This is a genomic window from Streptomyces sp. NPDC093598, from assembly GCF_044764825.1.
Classification (GTDB): domain Bacteria; phylum Actinomycetota; class Actinomycetes; order Streptomycetales; family Streptomycetaceae; genus Streptomyces.
This window is the reverse complement of record NZ_JBIWIV010000003.1, coordinates 315,329-335,188: the sequence shown is the minus strand read 5'-3', so window position 1 is coordinate 335,188 and position 19,860 is coordinate 315,329. Positions and strand designations below refer to the sequence as shown.

At 70.7% G+C, this 19,860-nt stretch carries 19 protein-coding genes and 2 pseudogenes; 13 read left to right on the top strand and 8 right to left on the bottom strand.

Annotated features, from left to right (window positions below; translation table 11 throughout):
• The first annotated feature begins 38 nt into the window (after positions 1-38).
• Positions 39-650 carry a Uma2 family endonuclease gene (locus ACIRDU_RS13335; RefSeq protein WP_403578077.1) on the top strand — a complete coding sequence of 204 codons (612 nt, stop codon included), beginning with the start codon at positions 39-41 and terminating at the stop codon, positions 648-650.
• Between the two features lie 221 nt (positions 651-871).
• Complete coding sequence (locus ACIRDU_RS13330; RefSeq protein WP_403578074.1) at positions 872-1,105, top strand: hypothetical protein; 234 nt, start codon at positions 872-874, stop codon at positions 1,103-1,105.
• A 124-nt stretch (positions 1,106-1,229) separates the two neighbouring features.
• Here ACIRDU_RS13330 and ACIRDU_RS13325 read toward each other — a convergent pair.
• Together ACIRDU_RS13325 and aspS are read right to left on the bottom strand one after the other, a co-directional pair.
• Positions 1,230-1,334 (bottom strand): annotated as a pseudogene (locus ACIRDU_RS13325) (dioxygenase); the annotation flags it as partial.
• A 66-nt stretch (positions 1,335-1,400) separates the two neighbouring features.
• The gene (gene aspS, locus ACIRDU_RS13320) at positions 1,401-3,164 is read right to left on the bottom strand and encodes an aspartate--tRNA ligase (RefSeq protein WP_403578071.1); all 1,764 of its coding nucleotides are present in this window, start codon (positions 3,162-3,164) and stop codon (positions 1,401-1,403) included.
• Between the two features lie 179 nt (positions 3,165-3,343).
• Between aspS and ACIRDU_RS13315 the strand changes: the two genes are divergently transcribed.
• Positions 3,344-5,482 carry a SpoIIE family protein phosphatase gene (locus ACIRDU_RS13315; protein WP_403578068.1) on the top strand — a complete coding sequence of 713 codons (2,139 nt, stop codon included), beginning with the start codon at positions 3,344-3,346 and terminating at the stop codon, positions 5,480-5,482.
• Between the two features lie 185 nt (positions 5,483-5,667).
• Positions 5,668-6,417 carry a hypothetical protein gene (locus ACIRDU_RS13310; protein ID WP_403578066.1) on the top strand — a complete coding sequence of 250 codons (750 nt, stop codon included), beginning with the start codon at positions 5,668-5,670 and terminating at the stop codon, positions 6,415-6,417.
• A 6-nt stretch (positions 6,418-6,423) separates the two neighbouring features.
• Here the strand turns inward: ACIRDU_RS13310 and ACIRDU_RS13305 are convergent, their stop codons facing one another.
• Entirely contained in the window at positions 6,424-7,401 is a 978-nt protein-coding gene (locus tag ACIRDU_RS13305; protein ID WP_403578063.1) for a pirin family protein, read from the bottom strand.
• 171 nt (positions 7,402-7,572) lie between these two features.
• Between ACIRDU_RS13305 and ACIRDU_RS13300 the strand changes: the two are divergent.
• Positions 7,573-7,767: pseudogene (locus tag ACIRDU_RS13300) on the top strand (TetR/AcrR family transcriptional regulator); the annotation flags it as partial.
• Between the two features lie 49 nt (positions 7,768-7,816).
• Here the strand turns inward: ACIRDU_RS13300 and ACIRDU_RS13295 are convergent.
• On the bottom strand, positions 7,817-8,281 hold the full coding sequence (locus ACIRDU_RS13295; RefSeq protein WP_030846788.1) for an SseB family protein: 465 nt from the start codon (positions 8,279-8,281) through the stop codon (positions 7,817-7,819).
• A gap of 122 nt (positions 8,282-8,403) precedes the next feature.
• Between ACIRDU_RS13295 and ACIRDU_RS13290 the strand changes: the two genes are divergently transcribed.
• The 4 genes from ACIRDU_RS13290 to ACIRDU_RS13275 all read left to right on the top strand — a co-directional run bounded on the left by ACIRDU_RS13290 (position 8,404) and on the right by ACIRDU_RS13275 (position 12,903).
• Positions 8,404-9,225 carry an intradiol ring-cleavage dioxygenase gene (locus ACIRDU_RS13290; RefSeq protein ID WP_403578060.1) on the top strand — a complete coding sequence of 274 codons (822 nt, stop codon included), beginning with the start codon at positions 8,404-8,406 and terminating at the stop codon, positions 9,223-9,225.
• Between the two features lie 134 nt (positions 9,226-9,359).
• Positions 9,360-11,186 carry an acyl-CoA dehydrogenase gene (locus ACIRDU_RS13285; RefSeq protein WP_403578057.1) on the top strand — a complete coding sequence of 609 codons (1,827 nt, stop codon included), beginning with the start codon at positions 9,360-9,362 and terminating at the stop codon, positions 11,184-11,186.
• A gap of 75 nt (positions 11,187-11,261) precedes the next feature.
• The gene (locus ACIRDU_RS13280) at positions 11,262-12,560 is read left to right on the top strand and encodes a M18 family aminopeptidase (protein ID WP_403578054.1); all 1,299 of its coding nucleotides are present in this window, start codon (positions 11,262-11,264) and stop codon (positions 12,558-12,560) included.
• A gap of 88 nt (positions 12,561-12,648) precedes the next feature.
• Entirely contained in the window at positions 12,649-12,903 is a 255-nt protein-coding gene (locus ACIRDU_RS13275; protein ID WP_031137490.1) for a DUF6458 family protein, read from the top strand.
• 73 nt (positions 12,904-12,976) lie between these two features.
• Here ACIRDU_RS13275 and ACIRDU_RS13270 read toward each other — a convergent pair whose 3' ends face one another.
• Positions 12,977-13,369, bottom strand: a complete 393-nt coding sequence (locus tag ACIRDU_RS13270) for a cupin domain-containing protein (RefSeq protein WP_403578051.1) — start codon at positions 13,367-13,369, stop codon at positions 12,977-12,979.
• Positions 13,370-13,421: 52 nt separating this feature from the next.
• Here ACIRDU_RS13270 and ACIRDU_RS13265 point away from each other — a divergent pair, with 52 nt between their 5' ends.
• The gene (locus ACIRDU_RS13265; RefSeq protein WP_403578048.1) at positions 13,422-14,420 is read left to right on the top strand and encodes a GlxA family transcriptional regulator; all 999 of its coding nucleotides are present in this window, start codon (positions 13,422-13,424) and stop codon (positions 14,418-14,420) included.
• Entirely contained in the window at positions 14,417-14,908 is a 492-nt protein-coding gene (locus ACIRDU_RS13260) for an LURP-one-related/scramblase family protein (RefSeq protein ID WP_403578045.1), read from the top strand. The genes ACIRDU_RS13265 and ACIRDU_RS13260 overlap by 4 nt, the downstream gene beginning before the upstream one ends.
• A gap of 33 nt (positions 14,909-14,941) precedes the next feature.
• On the opposite strand, the gene ACIRDU_RS13255 is transcribed toward ACIRDU_RS13260, so the two are convergent.
• The gene (locus ACIRDU_RS13255; protein WP_403578042.1) at positions 14,942-15,739 is read right to left on the bottom strand and encodes a carbon-nitrogen family hydrolase; all 798 of its coding nucleotides are present in this window, start codon (positions 15,737-15,739) and stop codon (positions 14,942-14,944) included.
• A 181-nt stretch (positions 15,740-15,920) separates the two neighbouring features.
• Between ACIRDU_RS13255 and ACIRDU_RS13250 the strand changes: the two genes are divergently transcribed.
• Positions 15,921-16,745 (top strand): maleylpyruvate isomerase family mycothiol-dependent enzyme, encoded by an 825-nt coding sequence (locus ACIRDU_RS13250; protein WP_403578040.1) that lies wholly within the window; start codon positions 15,921-15,923, stop codon positions 16,743-16,745.
• A gap of 128 nt (positions 16,746-16,873) precedes the next feature.
• A complete protein-coding gene (locus ACIRDU_RS13245) occupies positions 16,874-17,614 on the top strand; it encodes an SAM-dependent methyltransferase (RefSeq protein WP_403578037.1) in 741 nt (246 codons plus the stop codon).
• A gap of 207 nt (positions 17,615-17,821) precedes the next feature.
• On the opposite strand, the gene ACIRDU_RS13240 is transcribed toward ACIRDU_RS13245, so the two are convergent.
• Together ACIRDU_RS13240 and ACIRDU_RS13235 are read right to left on the bottom strand one after the other, a co-directional pair.
• Positions 17,822-19,117, bottom strand: coding sequence for a nitrate/nitrite transporter (locus tag ACIRDU_RS13240; protein WP_403578035.1), 1,296 nt, complete (start codon positions 19,115-19,117; stop codon positions 17,822-17,824).
• Positions 19,114-19,764, bottom strand: coding sequence for a GntR family transcriptional regulator (locus ACIRDU_RS13235; RefSeq protein ID WP_403578033.1), 651 nt, complete (start codon positions 19,762-19,764; stop codon positions 19,114-19,116). Before ACIRDU_RS13235 ends, ACIRDU_RS13240 begins: the two co-directional genes overlap by 4 nt.
• Positions 19,765-19,860 lie beyond the last annotated feature (96 nt).

Sequence of the window (19,860 nt, the reverse complement as noted above, 5' to 3'; positions counted from 1 at the left end):
TCCTTGCCCCTGGGCACAGACGACGAGGAGCGAGCGCCATGACCATCGCCCCGGAGAACGCGCGGCAGGGCGCCTCCCACCTGTACCGGGTCATGCGGGATTTCGTTCAGTCGGCGGACGACAACCTCCCCGGCAAGTTCGAGATCACCAAGGAAGGGATCGTCCTCGACATGATGTCGCCCATGAAGCCGCACGAACTCACCGTGCTGCGCGTCCGGAAGCGCCTGGAAAAGGTGATGCCGGACGAGATCGTGGCCCACACGGGTGAGCCCGACGTGGAGGACGAACCCGAGGGCATCATGCGGCGCCCCGACGTGATGGTGATCGCCGAGGCGGACATGGAAGGGGAGGGCTCGTTCGACCCCCGGTCGCTCGTCGCCGCCGTGGAGGTCATCTCCCGCTCGAACCCGGACAACGACTGGGTCACCAAGATGCGCGACTACCCCCTCATGGGCGTACCCGTCTACGCGATCTTCGACCCCCGCACCGGCACCGGCACCGTCCTCACCGACATCCATGCCACCCCGGACGGCCCCCGCTACGCCACCCGCAAGGACTTCGTCTACGGCGAGGACGTCACCATCGCCGACTGGACGATCCCCACCGAGAACCTGCCACGTTACGAAGACGGCACGGGCCGGCAGCGCTGAGCCCCTTGCGGTGGCCTAAGCGGCCAGCAACGACGCAAGACGGCTAGCGGTCCGCTCACCCGCCCGCTGCCTGCGAAAGCGCAAACGCCGCCGCCATACTGGAATTGCTGGCCCGCGGGATGCGGTCGTTCGACAAGGCAACAGCAAAGTACTGGTGCGAATGGCTGGAAGTCGGACTGGAGAACACTCCGGTTCGGGAGACATGGAGAGAGCTGGAGAAGATGGTCGCCACTTACTTCCCGGGCAGGGGAACCCTCTTCGAGGAGACGTACCTGGAGGGCAAGGCGGAGGGCAAGGCCGAGTCCATCCTGAGCGTCCTGGAGAAGCGCGGCATCGACATCCCCCAGGACACCCGCGACCGCATCACCACCTGCACCGACCTCGACAGCCTCACCCTCTGGTTCGACCGCTCCCTGACGGCCACCACGGCAGAGGACCTGTTCGCCGACGTGTGATCGAGCGGCAAAGGCAAGGGCCCGCCCTTTCACAAGGAGCGGGCCTCATGCCTGAGTCGGCTCGGGTCAACGGGCCTCCCCCACGACCGGCTGCCCCGTAGCCACGCCACCCCATCAGCCCGCGGCCGTTGCCCGGGTAGATGGTGTCCTCGTCGAGGGTGGTGCGGGTGGCGGTGTTGGTGGAGTACGGCTCGACCTCGGCCGTGGCCAGCACGGACGCCTCGTCTAAAAGCCCTGGGTACGAAAGTGGCCCGGAACCGATGCCGGTTCCGAGCCACTCCACGAGCGGAAGGTCCTACTTCGGCTGCGGCTTGCGCACCGACAGGTGCAGCTCCTTCAGCCGCGCCTCCTCCAGCTCCGTCGGCGCACCCATCATCAGGTCCTGGGCGTTGCCGTTGAGCGGGAAGGCGATGGTCTCGCGGATGTTGGGCTCGTCGGCGAGCAGCATGACGATGCGGTCGACGCCCGGGGCGATGCCGCCGTGCGGCGGGGCGCCGAAACGGAAGGCGCGCAGCATGCCGGCGAACTTCTCCTCGACGGTCTCGCGGTCGTACCCGGCGATCTCGAAGGCCTTGAGCATGATCTCCGGCTCGTGGTTCCGGATCGCGCCGGAGGACAGCTCGACGCCGTTGCACACGATGTCGTACTGCCAGCCGAGGATGTCCAGCGGGTCCTGGGTCTCCAGGGCCTCCAGACCGCCCTGCGGCATGGAGAACGGGTTGTGCGAGAAGTCGATCGCGCCGGTCTCCTCGTCCTTCTCGTACATCGGGAAGTCGACGATCCAGCAGAACCGGAAGACGTTCTCCTCGAAGTGCCCGGCACGCTTGGCGGCTTCCACCCGCACCGCGCCCATGATCTTGGAGACCTCGTCGAACTCGCCCGCGCCGAAGAAGACCGCGTGGCCGGCCGCGAGCGACAGGCGCTTGGTCAGCTCGGCGACGTTCTCCTCGGTGAGGAACTTCGCGATCGGGCCGGACAGCGAGCCGTCCTCGCCGACCCGGACCCAGGCCAGGCCCTTGGCGCCCTGCGACACGGCGTAGTCGCCGAGCTGGTCGAAGAACTTGCGGGGCTGGCCGGAGACGTCCGGCACGGGCAGGGCCCGTACGTGCTTGCCGGCGAACGCCTTGAACTCCGAGCCCTCGAAGATGTCGGTGATGTCGACGAGTTCGAGCTGGGCGCGCAGGTCGGGCTTGTCGGAGCCGTACTTCAGCATCGCCTCGCGGAACGGGATCCGCGGGAACGGCGAGGTGACGTGGCGGCCCTTGCCGAACTCCTCGAACAGCTCGGTCATGAGCTTCTCGACGGGCTGGAACACGTCCTCCTGCTCGACGAAGCTCATCTCGATGTCGAGCTGGTAGAACTCGCCCGGCGAGCGGTCGGCACGCGCGTCCTCGTCGCGGAAGCAGGGCGCGATCTGGAAGTAGCGGTCGAAGCCGGAGATCATCAGCAGCTGCTTGAACTGCTGGGGCGCCTGGGGAAGGGCGTAGAACTTGCCCGGGTTCAGGCGGGACGGGACGACGAAGTCGCGGGCGCCCTCGGGGGAGGTCGCGGACAGGATCGGCGTCGCCATCTCGTTGAAGCCCAGCGCCGTCATCTTGTGGCGGATCGCCGAGATGACCGACGTGCGCAGCAGGATGTTGCGGTGCATGCGCTCGCGGCGCAGGTCCAGGAAGCGGTACTCCAGGCGCCGCTCCTCGTTGACGCCGTCCTCGGCGTTGATGGTGAAGGGCAGCGGCTGGGCGGCGCCGAGCAGCTCGACCTCGCCCACCTCGACCTCGACCTCACCGGTCGGCAGCTCGGGGTTGATGTTCTCGGCGCCCCGGGAGACGACCTTGCCGTCGACGCGGACGGTCGACTCCTTGGAGAGCTTGTCGAGGGCCTCGTAGGCGGGGGTGCCGGGACGGGCCACGAGCTGCGTGATGCCGTAGTGATCGCGCAGATCGATGAAGAGGATGCCGCCCAGGTCGCGCCGATTGTGCAGCCAGCCACTCAGCCGGACGTCGCTGCCGACGTCAGAGGAGCGGAGCTCGCCGCAGGTGTGGGACCTGTACCGATGCATCGTCGTTCATCCAGTCTTCGCTGATCGGGGTCTGTGTTTCACGTGAAACTGGTCCCCAGCGTACCGGGCAGGTGAAGACCGGCTCTCCACAGTTATCGACCGAGCACACTCTCGTCGCGGTTCGGGCACCCGTCCGCTATCGGTGGCAGCGTTCGATCGCGTCTTCTTAAAGTAGGGCAATGCGCACTGGCGAGCCTCTGCCCGCCGTGGGGGAGGCTCTCGCCGCCCTCGCGACCGGCCTGTGGCACTGGGACACCGCCACCGGGCTGGTCACGGTCGACGCCGAGGCAGCCCGGTTGCTCGGGCTGCCCGCCGAGCAGGTCAGCCTGACGGAGGCCCAGGCCCGGGCCCGGCTGCACCCGGTCGACTGGAACGAGATCACCGGCGTGATCCAGCTGGCCGTGGCCGAGGGCACCCTCGCCGAGGTCCGGATCCGGATCATGGACGGGCAGGGCCGGGTCGTCCGGGTCGTCCGCAGCCGCTCCAAGCCGTCCTTCGACCGGGCCCGAAAGGCGTACCGGCTGATCGGCACGCTCCAGGAGGTCACCGAGCCGACGCCGGGCACCCCGGCCGGGCGCAGCGCGGTCACCGGGGACTGGCGGCGCTCGCGGGAGGCGTTCCTGCTGGACGCGGGCCGGGCGCTGGCCGAGGCGCGCTCCACCCAGGAGGTCCTGCGGGTCACGGCCAATCTGTCGATGCCCGGGTTCTCACCGGACGGCCTGGCGGTGTTCGGGGTCTCGGGCGACCGCCTGACGATCATCGGCCACCACGGGCAGCAGCGGGGCACCGAGAGCCCCTTCTCGGAGATGCCGCTGGACACGGACTACCCGGCCGCCGAGGTGGTGCGGACCGGCCGGGCCGTGTATCTGTCCTCCGCCGAGCAGTACAAGGCCCGCTATCCGCTGACCTGGCCGCTCGCCGAGCGCTTCGGCCGCCGCTCCTGGGCGTTCCTGCCGCTGACCGTGGCCGGGCGCACGATGGGCGCGTGGATGGCGGCGTTCACCTACCCGGTGGCGTTCACCCCGGACGAGCGGTCCGTGCTGGCGACGGTGGCGCGGATGCTGGCGCAGGCCCTGGCCCGGGCGGGGGTGGCCGAGAGCGAGCGGGCACTGACCGACGGGCTCCAGCGCACGATGCTGCCGAGGCTCGGCCCGCAGCGCATCCCGGGCATGAGCGTCGCCGCCCGCTACGTCCCCACCGGCGGCGGACTCCAGGTCGGCGGCGACTGGTACGACGTGATCCCCCTGCCCAGCGGGCGCTTCGCGCTGGTCATCGGTGACGTGCAGGGCCATGACGTGCGGGCGGCAGGGCTGATGGGCCAGCTGCGGATCGCCCTGCGGGCCTACGCCTCGGAGGGGCACCGCCCGGACGCGGTGCTCTCGCGCGCCTCCCGCTTCCTGCACGGCATCAGCGACGAGGACCCGGCGGACCCGCGCTTCGCGACCTGTGTGTACGTCGAGGTCGACCCGGCGACGGGTGTGCTGGACATCGCCCGTGCCGGGCACCCGGACCCGGCGATCCGGCTGGCCGACGGCACGGTGCTGTCCCGGCCGACGTCGGGCGGTCTGCCGCTGGGCATCGACCCGGACGCCGACTACCCCACGACCCGGCTCGTCCTGGAACCCGGCGAGACGATGCTGATCTGCACGGACGGCCTGATCGAGACCGGCGGCCACGACCTGGACACCGGCTGGCGGAGGCTGCGGGTGATCCTGGAGGACCACAAGGGTGATCTGGAGGAACTCGCCGACACCCTGGTCCAGGCCGTGCTCGGGCCGTCCTCGCACCACACCACCGGCCCCTTGGCGGACCGGCGTGAGGACGACATCGCGATGCTGCTGCTGAGCCGGGACGGTGACGGCTGCGGCTGCGGTGACTCGATGGTCGTCCGGCCCCCGGTGCGCCGCTCGGTGCTGACCGTCGCGCAGGCCGAGCCCGAGCGGGTCGCGGCCGCCCGGCAGCAGATGCGCGAGCTGCTGCACGACTGGGCCTCGCCGGACCAGGTCGACTCGGCGGTACTGCTGCTGTCCGAGCTGCTGACGAACGTCCTCGTGCACACCGACTCCGACGCGCTGCTGGTCGCCGAGATCACCGGCGGGGTGGGTGAGCGGCGGCTGCGCATCGAGGTCGCGGACGCCGGCGACGACCTGCCGCACAAGCGCAGCCCCGGGGAGCTGGCGTCCTCCGGCCGCGGCCTGGTCCTGATCGAACTCCTCGCGCACGCCTGGGGGGTGGAGCCGCGGGGCGAGGGCAAGAGCATCTGGTTCGAGCTCTACGAATCCGTGGATGGCTCGGGCGGCGGAACCTGGTCGCCGTGACGGGTTCTGGGCGCCGTGGCGGTCGCACCGCCACACCGGCCTGGGGCGCCACCACAACACCGGCGTCAACAGACTGACGTCAATCCACCCCTTCGTGTGACCGCCGGGTGAGTGACGACGACGTCCCCCACACCGCCTGCACGATGAGTGCCCTGGCCGATTCCGACCGCAGGCAAGGAAGTCGCATGGGCAAGTCCGCATCCCGGGAGGACCGGGACAAGAGGTCCTCGTTCTCGGTGTCGTACGAGGGCGCCGGCCAACGCGACCCCTCCACCCACGTCGAACTGGGTCGCCTCTCGTACAAGGGCCCTGCCACCGCCGTGGTGGCGCTCGCCCTGGTGGCCGCGGGAGGCGTGGTCGCTCATCAGCTGCTCGACGGCCAGGGCAACGCCGGCGGCACGGGGGCCGGGCCGGGTACGAGCGTGACGTCCGGCGCCGGCGCGACGTCGGACACGAACACGACGGCCGCGACCACGGGCAGCACGACAGATCCGGCGCCGGCCACCTCCGGCCCGCCCGCTTCACCGCCCGGCGGCGCGACTTCGGCGGCCGACGGCGGGGCGGGAGCGGCGGTGGTGCGGGAGCACCGCAAGGTGGTGCTGCGGTCCGCGTCCAACGTCGATCTGGACTTCACCAACCAAATCTCCGACATCACCTTCACGATGCCGTCGAACGGCCGCGGCTGGACCCTCGGCGGCGACAGCGGCGACCTCGCCACCGTGGAGGGTCCGGCGACCGCCGAGAGCTGCGCCGCGGCCACCGACTTCGGCTTCACCATCGATCAGAAGAACATCGGCAAGGGGCTCACCGCGTGTGTGCTCACCGACGAGAACCGGGTGGCCGCCATCACTGTCCTCGGCTGGCAGAAGGACAGCAATGGCCTGTCGTCCGTCACCATGGACGTCACCCTCTGGGACAGCTCCGAGGCGCAGTGACGCGCGTCAGTCCTGCGGACCGCTCGCGGTCATGCCGTGCACTGCCGGAACCGTGCCCAGGCGGCCCTTCTGGAAGTCCTCGAAGGCCTGCATGAGCTCGTCCTTGGTGTTCATGACGAACGGTCCGTAGTGGGCCATCGGCTCACGGATCGGCTGCCCGCCGAGCAGGACGACCTCGAGGTCCGGCGTGGGGGAGTCCTGCTTCTCGTCCGCGCGGACGGTCAGCGAGGAGCCCGCACCGAACACGGCCGTCTGGCCCATGTGGATCGGACGCCGTTCCGCACCGACCGAGCCACGGCCGGCCAGGACGTACGCCAGCCCGTTGAAGTCCTCCCGCCACGGCAGCGTGAGCTCGGCACCCGGCGCGAGGGTCGCGTGGACCATCGTGATCGGGGTGTGCGTGATGCCGGGGCCCGCGTGCCCGTCCAGCTCACCGGCGATGACCCGCAGCAGCGCGCCGCCGTCGGGGGTGCTGAGCAGCTGGACCGAACCGCCGCGGATGTCCTGGTAGCGCGGGGCCATCATCTTGTCCTTGGCCGGGAGGTTCACCCACAGCTGGAGGCCGTGGAAGAGCCCGCCGGACACGACGAGATGCTCGGGTGGGGCCTCGATGTGCAGCAGACCCGAGCCCGCGGTCATCCACTGGGTGTCCCCGTCGGTGATGGTGCCGCCACCGCCGTTGGAGTCCTGATGGTCGAAGATGCCGTCGATGATGTACGTGACGGTCTCGAAACCACGGTGCGGGTGCCACGGCGTGCCCTTGGGCTCGCCCGGCGCGTACTCCACCTCGCCCATCTGGTCCATCATGATGAACGGGTCGAGGTGGCGGTAGTTGATCCCCGCGAACGCCCGGCGCACCGGGAAGCCCTCGCCCTCGAAACCGCTCGGAGCGGTGGTGACGACGAGCACGGGACGTGCCACGGCATCGGCAGGCGCGGTCACGCGGGGCAGCGTCAACGGGTTCTCGACGGTCACTGCAGGCATGTCGGTTCCTCCTCGTGTACGCCCAGTTTAGTTGAGCGTTGAACTTCCTGCTACCCCGAACAGAGAAAACCGGGAGGGCATTCCCGACCCGGGGGACGGCGCAGCGAACCACGGGAGACCGGCACGGCGAAAGGCCGTCACCCCGCAGCGGGGTGACGGCCCTCGGGTGTCCGGCATGTGGCGACGAAGGACGAGCTGATGGAGCTCGCGGTGGACGCCGCCGAGATCCACGTCCCGCCGGCCGGCGGCCCCGACTGGCGCGCGGCCGTCACCGCGGCGGCCGGATCCTTCCGCACGACGGCGCTACGGCATCCCTGGCCGACCCTGGCGCTGGGGCAGGCGGGGCTCGCCCACCTGAGCCCCGACGACGACATAGGGAGGGACGCGGGCCTCAGCCGCCGTCCGGCAAGGGCGTCTAGCCATACATCCGGCGCATCGCGAACTCGACCATCTGCTCCACGGCCTTCGCGTCGAACACCATGCGGTGCTCGCCCTCCATGTCGAGGACGAAGCCGTAGCCGGTCGGCAGCAGGTCCAGCACCTCGGCACCGGTGATCACGAAGTACTTGGACTCCTTGCCCGCGTACCGGCGCAGCTCCTTGAGCGTGCTGAACATGGGGATCACCGGCTGCTGCGTGTTGTGCAGCGCGAGGAAGCCGGGGTTGTCGCCGCGCGGGCAGTACACCTTCGACGTCGCGAAGACCTGCTGGAAGTCCTCGGCGGCCATCTGCCCGGTGGTGAAGGCGCGCACCGCGTCCGTCAGGGAGGGCGGGGACGGCTCGGGGTACAGCGGCGGCTGCTGCCCGTACCCGCCGGACATCGGCTGCTGCGGAGGGGCGTACTGCCCTTGCGGGCCCGCTGTCTGGTCGTAGCCGTACATGAGCGCAAGCGTACCGAGAGCGGATGGGCCGGCGGGCCGGTACGGCCCTCCCGGCAAACCGACAGCGAGTTGACAGCGCCCGCTCTGTGGATCGCCACGGTCGTCGCTCGTAGCGTCGTGTCATGAACGGACGCCATGACGAGGGCCCGCACGAGCACGGCGGAGGCCTCTGCCACGATCTCCCCGTCCTCGCCCGCCGCCGGATGATCCGGCTGATGGCGGGGGCGAGCCTGGTCCCGCTGGTGGGCTGCACGTCGGAGGAGAAGACCCCGGCGTCCCCTTCACCTTCCCCTTCCCCTTCCTCGTCCGCGGCGTGCGCGGAGATCCCCGAGGAGACGGCCGGGCCCTTCCCCGGCGACGGCTCGAACGGCGTGAACGTCCCGAGGGACAGCGGGGTCGTCCGCAGCGACATCACCCGGAGCTTCGGCGACTCCGCGGGCGGCACGGCCGAGGGGATTCCCCTGACGATCACGCTCACGGTGGTGGACGCGGACTCCGGCTGCGGCGCGCCGAAGAAGGGCGCCGCCGTCTACCTCTGGCAGTGCGACCGGGACGGCGCCTACTCCCTGTACTCCGAGGGCGTCACCGACGAGAACTACCTGCGGGGCGTACAGGAGACGGACGACCAGGGGCGGGTCACCTTCCGGAGCGTCTTCCCCGGCTGCTACCCGGGCCGCTGGCCGCACGTCCACTTCGAGGTCTACGGCAGCCTGGCCGACGCCACCGCGGTCACGTCGATCACGAACACCTCGCAGCTCGCCTTCCCCGAGGACGTCTGCGACGCGGTGTACGCCACGGACGGCTACGGCGCCAGTGTGCGGAATCTGAGCGGTCTCTCCCTTGAGAGCGACGGCATCTTCAGCGACGGTTACGACCGGCAGCTGGCGACGACGAGGGGCAGCACCGGGGACGGCTACACCGCGACACTGACCGTTCCGGTGTGACCTGTCACAGATGCCAGGATGGGGTTGCGTCTTATTACTGGCGGGTAGCATCATCGTAGCTACTTGTTGGTACGTGAACTAGCGCGAGGATTCAGTGCCTCGCCGATCTCTCTACGGAGCCGGGAGCCGTCACCATGGGGCACTACAAGTCGAATCTCCGCGACATCGAGTTCAACCTCTTCGAAGTACTCGGGCGCGACAAGGTGTACGGCACCGGCCCGTTCGGGGAGATGGACGTCGAGACCGCGAAGAGCATCCTGGAGGAGCTCACCCGGCTCTCGGAGAACGAGCTGGCGGAGTCCTTCATCGACGCCGACCGCAACCCGCCGGTCTTCGACCCGGAGACCAACACCGCGCCGGTCCCCGCGTCCTTCAAGAAGAGCTACCAGGCCTTCATGGACTCCGAGTACTGGCGCCTGGGCCTGCCCGAGGAGATCGGCGGCACCACCTCGCCCCGCTCCCTGATCTGGGCGTACGCCGAGTTGATCCTGGGCGCCAACCCGGCCGTGTGGATGTACTCCTCGGGCCCCGCCTTCGCCGGCATCCTCTTCGAGGAGGGCAACGAGGTCCAGAAGCACATAGCCAAGGTCGCCGTGGAGAAGCAGTGGGGCTCCACGATGGTGCTCACCGAGCCCGACGCGGGCTCCGACGTGGGCGCCGGCCGCACCAAGGCCGTGCAGCAGGAGGACGGCTCCTGGCACATCGAGGGCGTGAAGCGCTTCATCACCTCCGGTGAGCACGACATGTCGGAGAACATCCTCCACTACGTCCTCGCCCGCCCCGAGGGCGCCGGTCCCGGCACCAAGGGCCTGTCCCTGTTCCTCGTCCCGAAGTACCTCTTCGACTTCGAGACCGGCGAGCTGGGCGAGCGCAACGGCGTCTACGCCACGAACGTCGAGCACAAGATGGGCCTGAAGGCCTCCAACACCTGCGAGATGACCTTCGGCGACCAGCACCCCGCCAAGGGCTGGCTGATCGGCGACAAGCACGACGGCATCCGCCAGATGTTCCGCATCATCGAGTTCGCCCGCATGATGGTCGGCACGAAGGCGATCTCCACGCTCTCCACGGGCTACCTGAACGCGCTGGAGTACGCCAAGGAGCGCGTCCAGGGTCCCGACCTGGCGAACTTCATGGACAAGACGGCGCCCAAGGTCACCGTCACCCACCACCCGGACGTGCGCCGCTCGCTCATGACGCAGAAGGCGTACGCGGAGGGCATGCGCGCCCTGGTGCTGCACACCGCCGCGATCCAGGACGAGATCCAGATCAAGGAAGCCGCCGGCGAGGACACCTCCACCCTGGAGGCCCTCAACGACCTGCTGCTGCCCATCGTGAAGGGCTACGGCTCCGAGAAGGGCTACGAGCAGCTCGCCCAGTCGCTGCAGACCTTCGGCGGCTCCGGGTTCCTCCAGGAGTACCCGATCGAGCAGTACATCCGGGACTCCAAGATCGACACCCTCTACGAGGGCACCACGGCGATCCAGGGCCAGGACTTCTTCTTCCGGAAGATCGTCCGCAACCAGGGCGCCGCGCTGAACTCCCTCGCCGAGGACATCAAGAAGTTCCTGGCGCTCGGCACGGGCGGCGAGGAGCTGGCCGGCGCCCGCGAGCACCTCGCCAAGGCCGCCGTCGAGCTGGAGGCCATCGTCGGCCTGATGCTGACCGACCTCGCGGCCACCGAGCAGGACGTCAAGAACATCTACAAGGTCGGGCTCAACACCACCCGCCTGCTGATGGCCTCCGGTGACGTCGTCGTCGGCTACCTGCTGCTCAAGGGCGCCTCGGTCGCCGCCGAGAAGCTTCAGACGGCCTCCGCCAAGGACAAGGCCTTCTACACCGGCAAGATCGCCGCCGCGAAGTTCTTCGCCGCCAACGTCCTGCCGGGCGTCACCCTGGCCCGCAAGGTCGCCGAGGGCGTCGAGCTGGACCTGATGGAGCTGGACGAGGCCGCGTTCTAGAACCCTCACGTCCTCGGTACGAGGGCCCGTTCCCTTCCAGGGGAACGGGCCCTCGTCCGTCGTTAAGGTGAACCCATGACCGAACCAGCCCGCTTCGACCGCGGCCACACCGACGACCTCATGACCTTCCTGGCGGCGAGCCCCTCGCCGTACCACGCCGTGGCCACCGCCGCCGAACGGCTGGAGAAGGCGGGCTTCCGGCAGGTCGCCGAGACGGCCGCGTGGGACGGGACGAGCGGCGGCAAGTACGTGCTGCGCGGCGGCGCGATCGTCGCCTGGTACGTGCCGGAGGGCGCCGCACCCCACACACCGTTCCGGATCGTCGGCGCCCACACCGACTCCCCCAACCTGCGCGTCAAGCCGCTCCCCGACAGCGGGGCGCACGGCTGGCGCCAGGTGGCCGTGGAGATCTACGGCGGACCGCTGCTCAACTCCTGGCTGGACCGCGACCTCGGCCTCGCGGGCCGGCTGACCCTGCGCGACGGCTCGACGCGCCTGATCGACGTGGACCGGCCGCTGCTGCGCGTCCCGCAGCTCGCCATCCACCTGGACCGCTCGGTGACGGCCGACGGCCTCAAGCTCGACAAGCAGCGGCACATGCAGCCGGTGTGGGGCCTCGGCCGCGACGTCCGCGACGGCGACCTGATCGCCTTCCTGGAGGAGACAGCCGGCATCCCGGCGGGCGAGGTCACCGGCTGGGACCTCATGACCCACTCGGTGGAACCGCCCGCCTACCTGGGGCGCGACCGCGAACTGCTGGCCGGGCCGCGCATGGACAACCTGCTGTCGGTGCACGCCGGCACCGCCGCCCTCGCGGCCGTGGCATCGGGAGCGTCCGAACCGGCGTCGATCCCGGTCCTGGCCGCGTTCGACCACGAGGAGAACGGCTCCCAGTCGGACACCGGCGCGGACGGACCGCTGCTCGGCAACGTGCTGGAGCGCTCGGTCTACGCCCGCGGCGGCTCCTACGAGGACCGGGCCCGCGCCTTCGCCGGCACGGTCTGCCTGTCCTCCGACACGGGCCACGCCGTCCACCCCAACTACGCCGAGCGGCACGACCCGACGCACCACCCGCGCGTCAACGGCGGCCCGATCCTCAAGGTCAACGTCAACAACCGCTACGCCACGGACGGTTCGGGCCGCGCGGAGTTCACGGCGGCCTGCGAGGCGGCCGACGTGCCCTTCCAGTCCTTCGTCTCCAACAACTCCATGCCCTGCGGCACCACGATCGGCCCGATCACCGCCGCCCGGCACGGCATCAGGACCGTCGACATCGGCGTGGCCATCCTGTCGATGCACAGCGCACGCGAACTGTGCGGCGCCGACGACCCGTTCCTGCTCGCCAACGCGCTGACGGCGTTCCTCGAGAGGTAGAACGGGCCGTCACCGCATGGGTGTTCGCCTCCGGGGTACCCGGTGTTCCGGGACCGGAACGACCGGACCGTACAGGGAGGCGACACACATGGGCCTCGGCGGATGCATCATCCTCATCGCCGTGGGAGCCATCCTCACGTTCGCGACCGACTGGGACATGCAGGGGGTCAACCTCGACCTGGTCGGCATCATCCTGATGATCGTCGGACTGATCGGCGTCACCACGTTCAGCAGCATCGCCAGGCGCCGGCGCGTGGTGGTGCCCCCCACGACGCAGGTCGTCGAAGACCCGGCGGCACACCACCACCGCCGCGACGGCTACAGCGACGGATACGGGGTCTGAATCCTCCCGCCCTCGAGGGAGGGGATTCGCGGCCCGGGCTGCCTCCTGGAGCAAAGCTCCAGGAGGCCTTCGCTCAGCCCAACGCGTGCCCCGTCGTGGCATCCACGTGGTCCGGGACGTCGTCGTGTCGGTCGCCGACCGTCAGGGTGCCCGTCGGCTCGAACATGAGGATCGCGGTCGGCACCGGGGCGTACGGCTTGTGTTCGGTGCCGCGCGGGACCGTGAAGACGCTGCCCCCGCGGAGCACCACCGTGCGTTCGCCCGCTGGCTCGCGCAGACCGATGTGGAGTTCGCCGTCGAGGACGAGGAAGAACTCGTCGGTGTGGTCGTGGACGTGCCAGACGTGCTCACCCTCGACCTTCGCGATACGGACGTCGTAGTCGTTGACGGCGGTGACGATGCGGGGGCTCCACCGGTCGGAGAAGGAAGCCAGGGCGCGGGTCAGGGAAACGGGTTCCTGGGTCATGAGGCGATCCTGCGGGGTGCCGTGGACGTCGTGGGAGTGCTAGGAATCGCACATGCCGCAAGAATCCTCGCAGCGCCCGCACCGGGTCGCCGTGATCGTCGACGAGGGCACCAACCCCTTCGAGGTCGGGGTGGCCACCGAACTGTTCGGGCTGCCGCGGCCCGAACTGGGGCTGCCGGGGCCGCTGTACGAGGTGACGCTGTGCGCGCCCGCCCCGGAGATCCGGATGAACCACGGCTTCTTCACCCTCACCGGCGTCCGGGGCCTGGACGCCGTGGCGGAGGCGGACACGCTGGTCGTGCCGGGCCGGCCGGACAACGTCGTGCCGCGCGGGCCCGACGTCCTCGACGCCATCCGGCGCGCACACTCGCGTGGCGCCCGGGTCATCAGCTTCTGCACCGGCACCTTCGCCCTCGCCGAGGCCGGACTGCTGGACGGGCGGCGGGCTGCGACCCACTGGCGCTGGGCGGACTCCTTCCGGCGGCTGCACCCCGGGGTACTGCTGGAGTCGGACGTGCTGTTCGTCGACGAGGGCGACCTCCTCACCGCCGCGGGCAGCGCGGCCGCGCTCGACCTCGGGTTGTACATCTGGCGGCGTGATCACGGCGCGGAGATCGCCAACCACGTGTCCCGGCGGCTGGTGTTCGCCGCGCACCGGGACGGCGGGCAGCGCCAGTTCGTGGAGCGGCCGGTGCCCGAGGTGCGGGACGAGTCCCTGGGGCCCCTGCTGGCGTGGGCGCAGGAGCGTCTGGGCGAGCCGCTGACGGTGGCGGATCTGGCCGCACGCGTGCGGGTCAGTCCCGCCACGCTGCACCGCCGCTTCCGCGCCCAGCTCGGGACGACCCCGCTGGCATGGCTCACCGGGGAGCGTGTGGCCCTCGCCTGCCGGCTGATCGAGCGGGGCGAGGAACGGCTGGACGTGGTGGCGGCCAGGAGCGGGCTCGGTACGGCCGCCAACCTGCGGGCCCGGCTGCGACGCGCGACCGGCCTCAGCCCGTCGGCCTATCGGCGGCGTTTCGGAGCCGGCTGCGGGGAAGCCCTGGTCTCATGAGATTCCTCGTGTACGACCGGCTCCTCGGCTTCGGTGACGACTACTGGATCGAGGACGAGAACGGCAGCAAGGTGTTCCTCGTCGACGGCAAGGCGCTGCGGCTGCGGGACACCTGGGAGCTGAAGGACACCCAGGGGCGTGTCCTCGTCGACATCCACCAGAAGATGCTCGCCCTGCGCGACACGATGGTGCTCCAGCGCAGCGGGGAGCCGCTGGCGACGATCCGCAGGAAACGGCTGTCCCTGCTGCGCAACCACTACCGCGTGTCCCTGGCCGACGGCAACGAACTGGACGTCAGCGGCAAGATCCTCGACCGGGAGTTCGCCGTCGAGTACGACGGGGAACTGCTGGCGGTGATCTCCCGGCGGTGGCTGACCGTACGGGACACCTACGGCGTGGTCGTCGTCCGCGAGGACGCGGATCCGGCGCTGCTGATCGCGGTGGCCGTGTGTGTGATCCACCTGGCGGAGAAGGAGCGGGAGGACTGAGCCGCCCGGGAGCCCGTGCTCGGGGCCGCGTCCTCAGGTCCGGCGAGGAGGCTGGAGGCCCAGCATCCGGTCCTTCAGGGCCGGGAACTGCTCCCGGGTCGTCGCGACCTTCCCCGGGTCGAACTCCACCGTGAGGACCTCCTCGCCGGCACCGGCCTGGGCCAGCACCTCGCCCCACGGGTCGACCACGATCGAGTGACCGGACTGGGGAACCCCGGCGTGCGTCCCGGCCGTTGCGCAGGCGAGGAGGAACGACTGGTTCTCCACGGCCCGCGCCTGGGCCAGCAGCGTCCAGTGGGACCGGCGGCGCTCCGGCCAGCCCGCCGACACCACGAGCGTCTCGGCACCGGCGTCGACGAGACCGCGGAAGAGCTCTGGGAAGCGCAGGTCGTAGCAGGTGGCGAGGCCCAGGGTCGTCGCGGGCAGACGCACCGTCACCAGCTCCGTGCCCGCGCCCATCAGCACGGCCTCGCCCTTGTCGAAGCCGAAGCGGTGGATCTTGCGGTAGGCGGCGGCCAGATCGCCGGAGGGGGTGAAGACGAGGGAGGTGTTGTAGAGCGGGCCGTCAGGGTCCCGTTCCGGGATGGAACCGGCGTGCAGCCACACACCCGCGTCGCTCGCCGCCTTGGCCATCGCCTCGCAGGTCGGCCCTTCGAGCGGCTCGGCCTCGCGTCCGAACTCCTCGTAGGCGAAGGCACCCGTGGTCCACAGCTCCGGCAGGACGACGAGATCGGCTCCGGCCTGATCACGGACCATCGCAGCCGCCCGCTGACGGCGCGCTTCGACCGGTTCGTCCTCGTTTACGGCGATCTGGATCACAGAGGCGCGCACACTACCACCGTCCTGGCATTCGAGCCGTCCACACGGGCCTACGATCGTCACACGAAAGCACTGCCGGGGTGCCTCTCAGCAGCGTAACTTAGCTCGCAAGACGCCCGCCGACAGCCGCCACCTCCCACTGGCAACGCCGCCACCACCTGCCCGTGCACCGACCGCCGAGGGGTCCCGTTCCGTGAGTCTGCATCCCACCCTCCAGCCCTACGCCGACGCCTGGACCCACTCCATCGAAGCGATATCCGAGCTGCTCCAGCCGCTCGCGGAAGCCGAATGGAACCGGCGGACGCCGTGCCCCGGGTGGTCGGTGCGGGACGTGGTCTCCCATGTCATCGGTCTGGACTGCGAGATGCTCGGCGACCCGCGCCCCATCCACAGCCTGCCGCGCGACCTCTTCCACGTCACCAACGAACACCAGCGCTACATGGAGATGCAGGTCGACGTCCGCCGCCACCACACGGCGCCGGAGATGACCTCCGAGCTGGAGTACGTGATCATCCGCCGCAACCGGCAGCTGCGGAACGAGTCGCGTGACCCGGGCACGAAGGTGCGCGGGCCGCTCGGCAGCGAGCTCACCCTCGAGGAGTCGATGCGGCGGCACGCCTTCGACGTGTGGGTGCACGAGCAGGACCTGCGCACGGCCCTCGGCCGCCCCGGCAACCTCGACTCGCCCGGCGCACTGGTCACCCGTGACGTGCTGCTCGGCGAACTCCCGCGCGTGGTGGCCGAGGACGCGCAGGCGCCGCGCAGCTCGGCGATCGTCTTCGACGTGCACGGGCCCGTGGAGTTCCTGCGCACGATCCGCGTCGACATCCAGGGCCGCGGCACCCTGGAGACGGCCCCGGCCCTCGGCCCGGCCGCGACCCTCACGCTCGACTGGGAGACGTACGTCCGCCTGGCCTGCGGCCGCGTGACCCCGGATGCGGTCTCCGACCGCCTGAAGACGGAGGGCGACCCGGAACTGACGGCGGCGATCCTGAGGAACTTCACGGTGACGCAGTAAGCCGCCCGGCAGCGGGCACGGGCGGGCGAGGGGAGGCCCCCTGCCGAGCGCAGCCGAGAGCTGGGGGGAGGCGCGAGCACGGAAAACCCCGTGCCTCAGCCCCACCCCCACCCGTAGCGTCCCTCGGCATGACCCCACCCCACCGCACCCGCCTCACCTTCCACGGCCCCCTGTCCGAAACCCGGGCGGACGCCCTCGTGCGACGCCTCACCCGCCACCGCCCCACCACGGTCCTGGACATCGGCTGCGGCACCGGCGAGCTCATGCTCCGCGTCCTGGCCGCCGCGCCGGAGGCCACCGGCACCGGCATCGACCTGGACACCGACGACCTGGCACGAGGGCGGAAGGCCGCCGCGGACCGCGGACTGGCGTCCCGGGCCCGTTTCCTGGAGGAGTCCGCCACCGGAACGACCCACGGCCCCGCCGACCTCGTCCTGTGCGTCGGGTCGAGCCAGGCCCTCGGCGACCGACTCCCCGAGGCGCTCGGGGAACTCCGCCGCCTGGTCACCGACCGCGGTCGCGTCCTGCTCGGCGAGGGCTTCTGGCAGCGCACCCCCACGCCCGCCGAACTGTCCCGCATGTGGCCGGACGCCGCGGTCACCGACCACCCCGACCTCGCGACGCTCATCGGCCTGGCGGTCGACGCGGGCTTCAGGCCGGAGTGGACGCAGACCGCGAGCCTCGACGAATGGGAGGAGTTCGAGTCGGGCTACCTCGCGGACACCGAGGTGTGGCTCGCCGAGCACCCCGACGACCCCCTGGCGGCGGAGACCCGCGAGCGCGTCGACCGGCACCGGGCCAGGTGGCTCACCTACCGAGGCGTCCTCGGCCTCGCCTACCTCACCCTCGTACCGGTGGCGGTCCGCTGACCTAGGGGGTGTCCGCACATCGCGTCGTTCGCCCGGAGGGCGGGCCCCGCGGCGTTCGGTGCGTGCTCTCGGCGTGCCGGGCGGGCACCCGCGTACTGGTTGTACTCGGGTGTTCGCCCGGTGCGGCGGAAGTGCGTGCCGGGCGTCGCGGGGCAGGCGGGACTTTGCGGACACCCCCTAGGGCCTGTCGTTTGGATACGACAGGCCCTACGCCGGGACGTGCACCGTCTCCACGCGGCTGGCCACCAGCCGCTCCCGCTCCCGCCGGGCCGCCCGCCTGCGCAGCCGCAGGATCTGGGAGACTCCGACCGCCTGGAGGACGAACACCACCGAGAAGGCCACGGAGTAGTCGTCGCCGGTGGCGTCCAGGAGCACGCCGATCGCGAAGAGCGTGGTCATGGAGGCCACGAAGCCGCCCATGTTGGTGATGCCGGAGGCGGTGCCCTGCCGTTCGGGCGGGTTGGCGGGGCGGGCGAAGTCGAAGCCGATCATCGACGCCGGCCCGCACGCCCCGAGCACCGTGCACAGCACGATCAGCAGCCACATCGGGGCGTGCGCGCCCGGGTAGGCGAGGGTCGCCGCCCACAGGGCCGCCGTCGTGCCGACCGTCCCGAGGGCGAGCGGCAGCCGCGCCCCGTGGTGCCGGGCGACGACCTGGCCGTAGACGAGGCCGACGACCATGTTGGACAGCACGACGAGCGTGAGGAGCTCGCCTGCCGCTGCCCGGGAGAGCCCCTGCGCCTCGACGAGGAACGGCAGGCCCCACAGCAGCAGGAACACCATCGCCGGGAACTGGGTGGTGAAGTGCACCCAGAGGCCCAGTCGCGTCCCGGGCTCCCGCCAGGAGGCGGCGATCTGCCGCCGCACGTAGGCCGCGCCCCGGTGCGGGAGCGGCTCCGGCTCATGGCCCTCGGGGTGGTCCTTCAGGAACAGCAGCACCAGGACGAACACCACGGCCCCGGCGGCCGCGCTGCCCGCGAACGCCGCCGTCCAGCCGATGCCGTGCAGCAACCGGGCCAGGACGAGTGTGGAGACCAGGTTGCCGGCCATGCCGACCAGTCCCGCGAACTGGGCGACGAGCGGCCCGCGCCGGGCCGGGAACCAGCGGCTGCCGAGGCGCAGCACGCTGATGAACGTCAGCGCGTCACCGCAGCCGAGCAGCGCCCGGGAGGCGAGCGCCGTGCCGTACGAGGGGGAGAACGCGAAGCCCAGCTGCCCGGCCGTGAACAGCACCGCGCCGAGCGCCAGCACCTTCTTGGTGCCGAGCCGGTCGACCAGCAGGCCGACGGGTATCTGCATGCCCGCGTAGACCAGCAGCTGGAGGATGGAGAAGGTGGACAGGGCGGAGGCGTTCACATGGAAGCGGTCGGCGGCGTCGAGGCCGGCGACGCCGAGGGACGTGCGGAAGATGACCGCGACGAAGTAGACCGAGACGCCGACGCCCCAGACGCCCAGGGCCCGTCGGCCGCCCGGCGGATCGTCCGGGAGCGTGGTGGAGCTCATCGGACCTCCCCCCGGGCCAGGTGCGAGAACCAGCCGATGTGCCGGTGGACGAGGCCGACCGCTGCCTCCGCGTCACCGGAGCGCAGCGCGTCGAGGATCTCCTCGTGCTCGGCGAGGGTCTTGGCGATGCGGTCGGGGTGGGAGTGCATGACGGCGACGCCCATGCGCAGCTGGCGGTCACGCAGCTGGTCGTAGAGGCGGGAGAGGATCTCGTTGCCGCCGCTGCGGACGATCTCGGCGTGGAAACAGCGGTCGGTGACGGCGGCGCCCGCGAGGTCCCCGGCGGCGGCCTGCTTCTTCTGCCGGGCCAGCAGCTCCTCCAGACGCTCGATGAGCCCGGCGGGCGCGGGCACGGCCTTGCGCGCCGCGTGCTCCTCGACGAGCAGCCGCGTCTCGACGACGTCGGCGATCTCCTGCGCGGAGACGGGCAGGACGAGGGCGCCCTTCTTGGGGTAGAGCCGGATCAGCCCCTCGGCCTCCAGCCGGAGCAGCGCTTCGCGCACCGGCGTGCGCGAGACCCCGACGGCCTCGGCGAGCTCGCCCTCGGTGAGGAGGGTCCCGCCCTCGTAGCGGCGCTCCAGGACGCCCCGTTTGACGTGGGCGTAGACACGGTCGGCGGCGGGCGGTTGCTTCACGGCCAGGGTCATGCCGACAGCATAGATACAACAGGTACGCATGGATCGATACGTCCAATATGCGGACTCGAATGTCACACATCTGTGGCAAACGGGGGGTCCGCCTCG

Bases quoted from the DNA above. Each gene is read 5' to 3' on its own strand.
- ACIRDU_RS13335 (WP_403578077.1), top strand. From the start codon at position 39: ATGACCATCGCCCCGGAGAACGCGCGGCAGGGCGCCTCCCACCTGTAC.
- ACIRDU_RS13330 (WP_403578074.1), top strand. From the start codon at position 872: ATGGTCGCCACTTACTTCCCGGGCAGGGGAACCCTCTTCGAGGAGACG.
- aspS (WP_403578071.1), bottom strand. From the start codon at position 3,164: ATGCATCGGTACAGGTCCCACACCTGCGGCGAGCTCCGCTCCTCTGAC.
- ACIRDU_RS13315 (WP_403578068.1), top strand. From the start codon at position 3,344: ATGCGCACTGGCGAGCCTCTGCCCGCCGTGGGGGAGGCTCTCGCCGCC.
- ACIRDU_RS13310 (WP_403578066.1), top strand. From the start codon at position 5,668: ATGGGCAAGTCCGCATCCCGGGAGGACCGGGACAAGAGGTCCTCGTTC.
- ACIRDU_RS13305 (WP_403578063.1), bottom strand. From the start codon at position 7,401: ATGCCTGCAGTGACCGTCGAGAACCCGTTGACGCTGCCCCGCGTGACC.
- ACIRDU_RS13295 (WP_030846788.1), bottom strand. From the start codon at position 8,281: ATGTACGGCTACGACCAGACAGCGGGCCCGCAAGGGCAGTACGCCCCT.
- ACIRDU_RS13290 (WP_403578060.1), top strand. From the start codon at position 8,404: ATGAACGGACGCCATGACGAGGGCCCGCACGAGCACGGCGGAGGCCTC.
- ACIRDU_RS13285 (WP_403578057.1), top strand. From the start codon at position 9,360: ATGGGGCACTACAAGTCGAATCTCCGCGACATCGAGTTCAACCTCTTC.
- ACIRDU_RS13280 (WP_403578054.1), top strand. From the start codon at position 11,262: ATGACCGAACCAGCCCGCTTCGACCGCGGCCACACCGACGACCTCATG.
- ACIRDU_RS13275 (WP_031137490.1), top strand. From the start codon at position 12,649: ATGGGCCTCGGCGGATGCATCATCCTCATCGCCGTGGGAGCCATCCTC.
- ACIRDU_RS13270 (WP_403578051.1), bottom strand. From the start codon at position 13,369: ATGACCCAGGAACCCGTTTCCCTGACCCGCGCCCTGGCTTCCTTCTCC.
- ACIRDU_RS13265 (WP_403578048.1), top strand. From the start codon at position 13,422: ATGCCGCAAGAATCCTCGCAGCGCCCGCACCGGGTCGCCGTGATCGTC.
- ACIRDU_RS13260 (WP_403578045.1), top strand. From the start codon at position 14,417: ATGAGATTCCTCGTGTACGACCGGCTCCTCGGCTTCGGTGACGACTAC.
- ACIRDU_RS13245 (WP_403578037.1), top strand. From the start codon at position 16,874: ATGACCCCACCCCACCGCACCCGCCTCACCTTCCACGGCCCCCTGTCC.
- ACIRDU_RS13240 (WP_403578035.1), bottom strand. From the start codon at position 19,117: ATGAGCTCCACCACGCTCCCGGACGATCCGCCGGGCGGCCGACGGGCC.
- ACIRDU_RS13235 (WP_403578033.1), bottom strand. From the start codon at position 19,764: ATGACCCTGGCCGTGAAGCAACCGCCCGCCGCCGACCGTGTCTACGCC.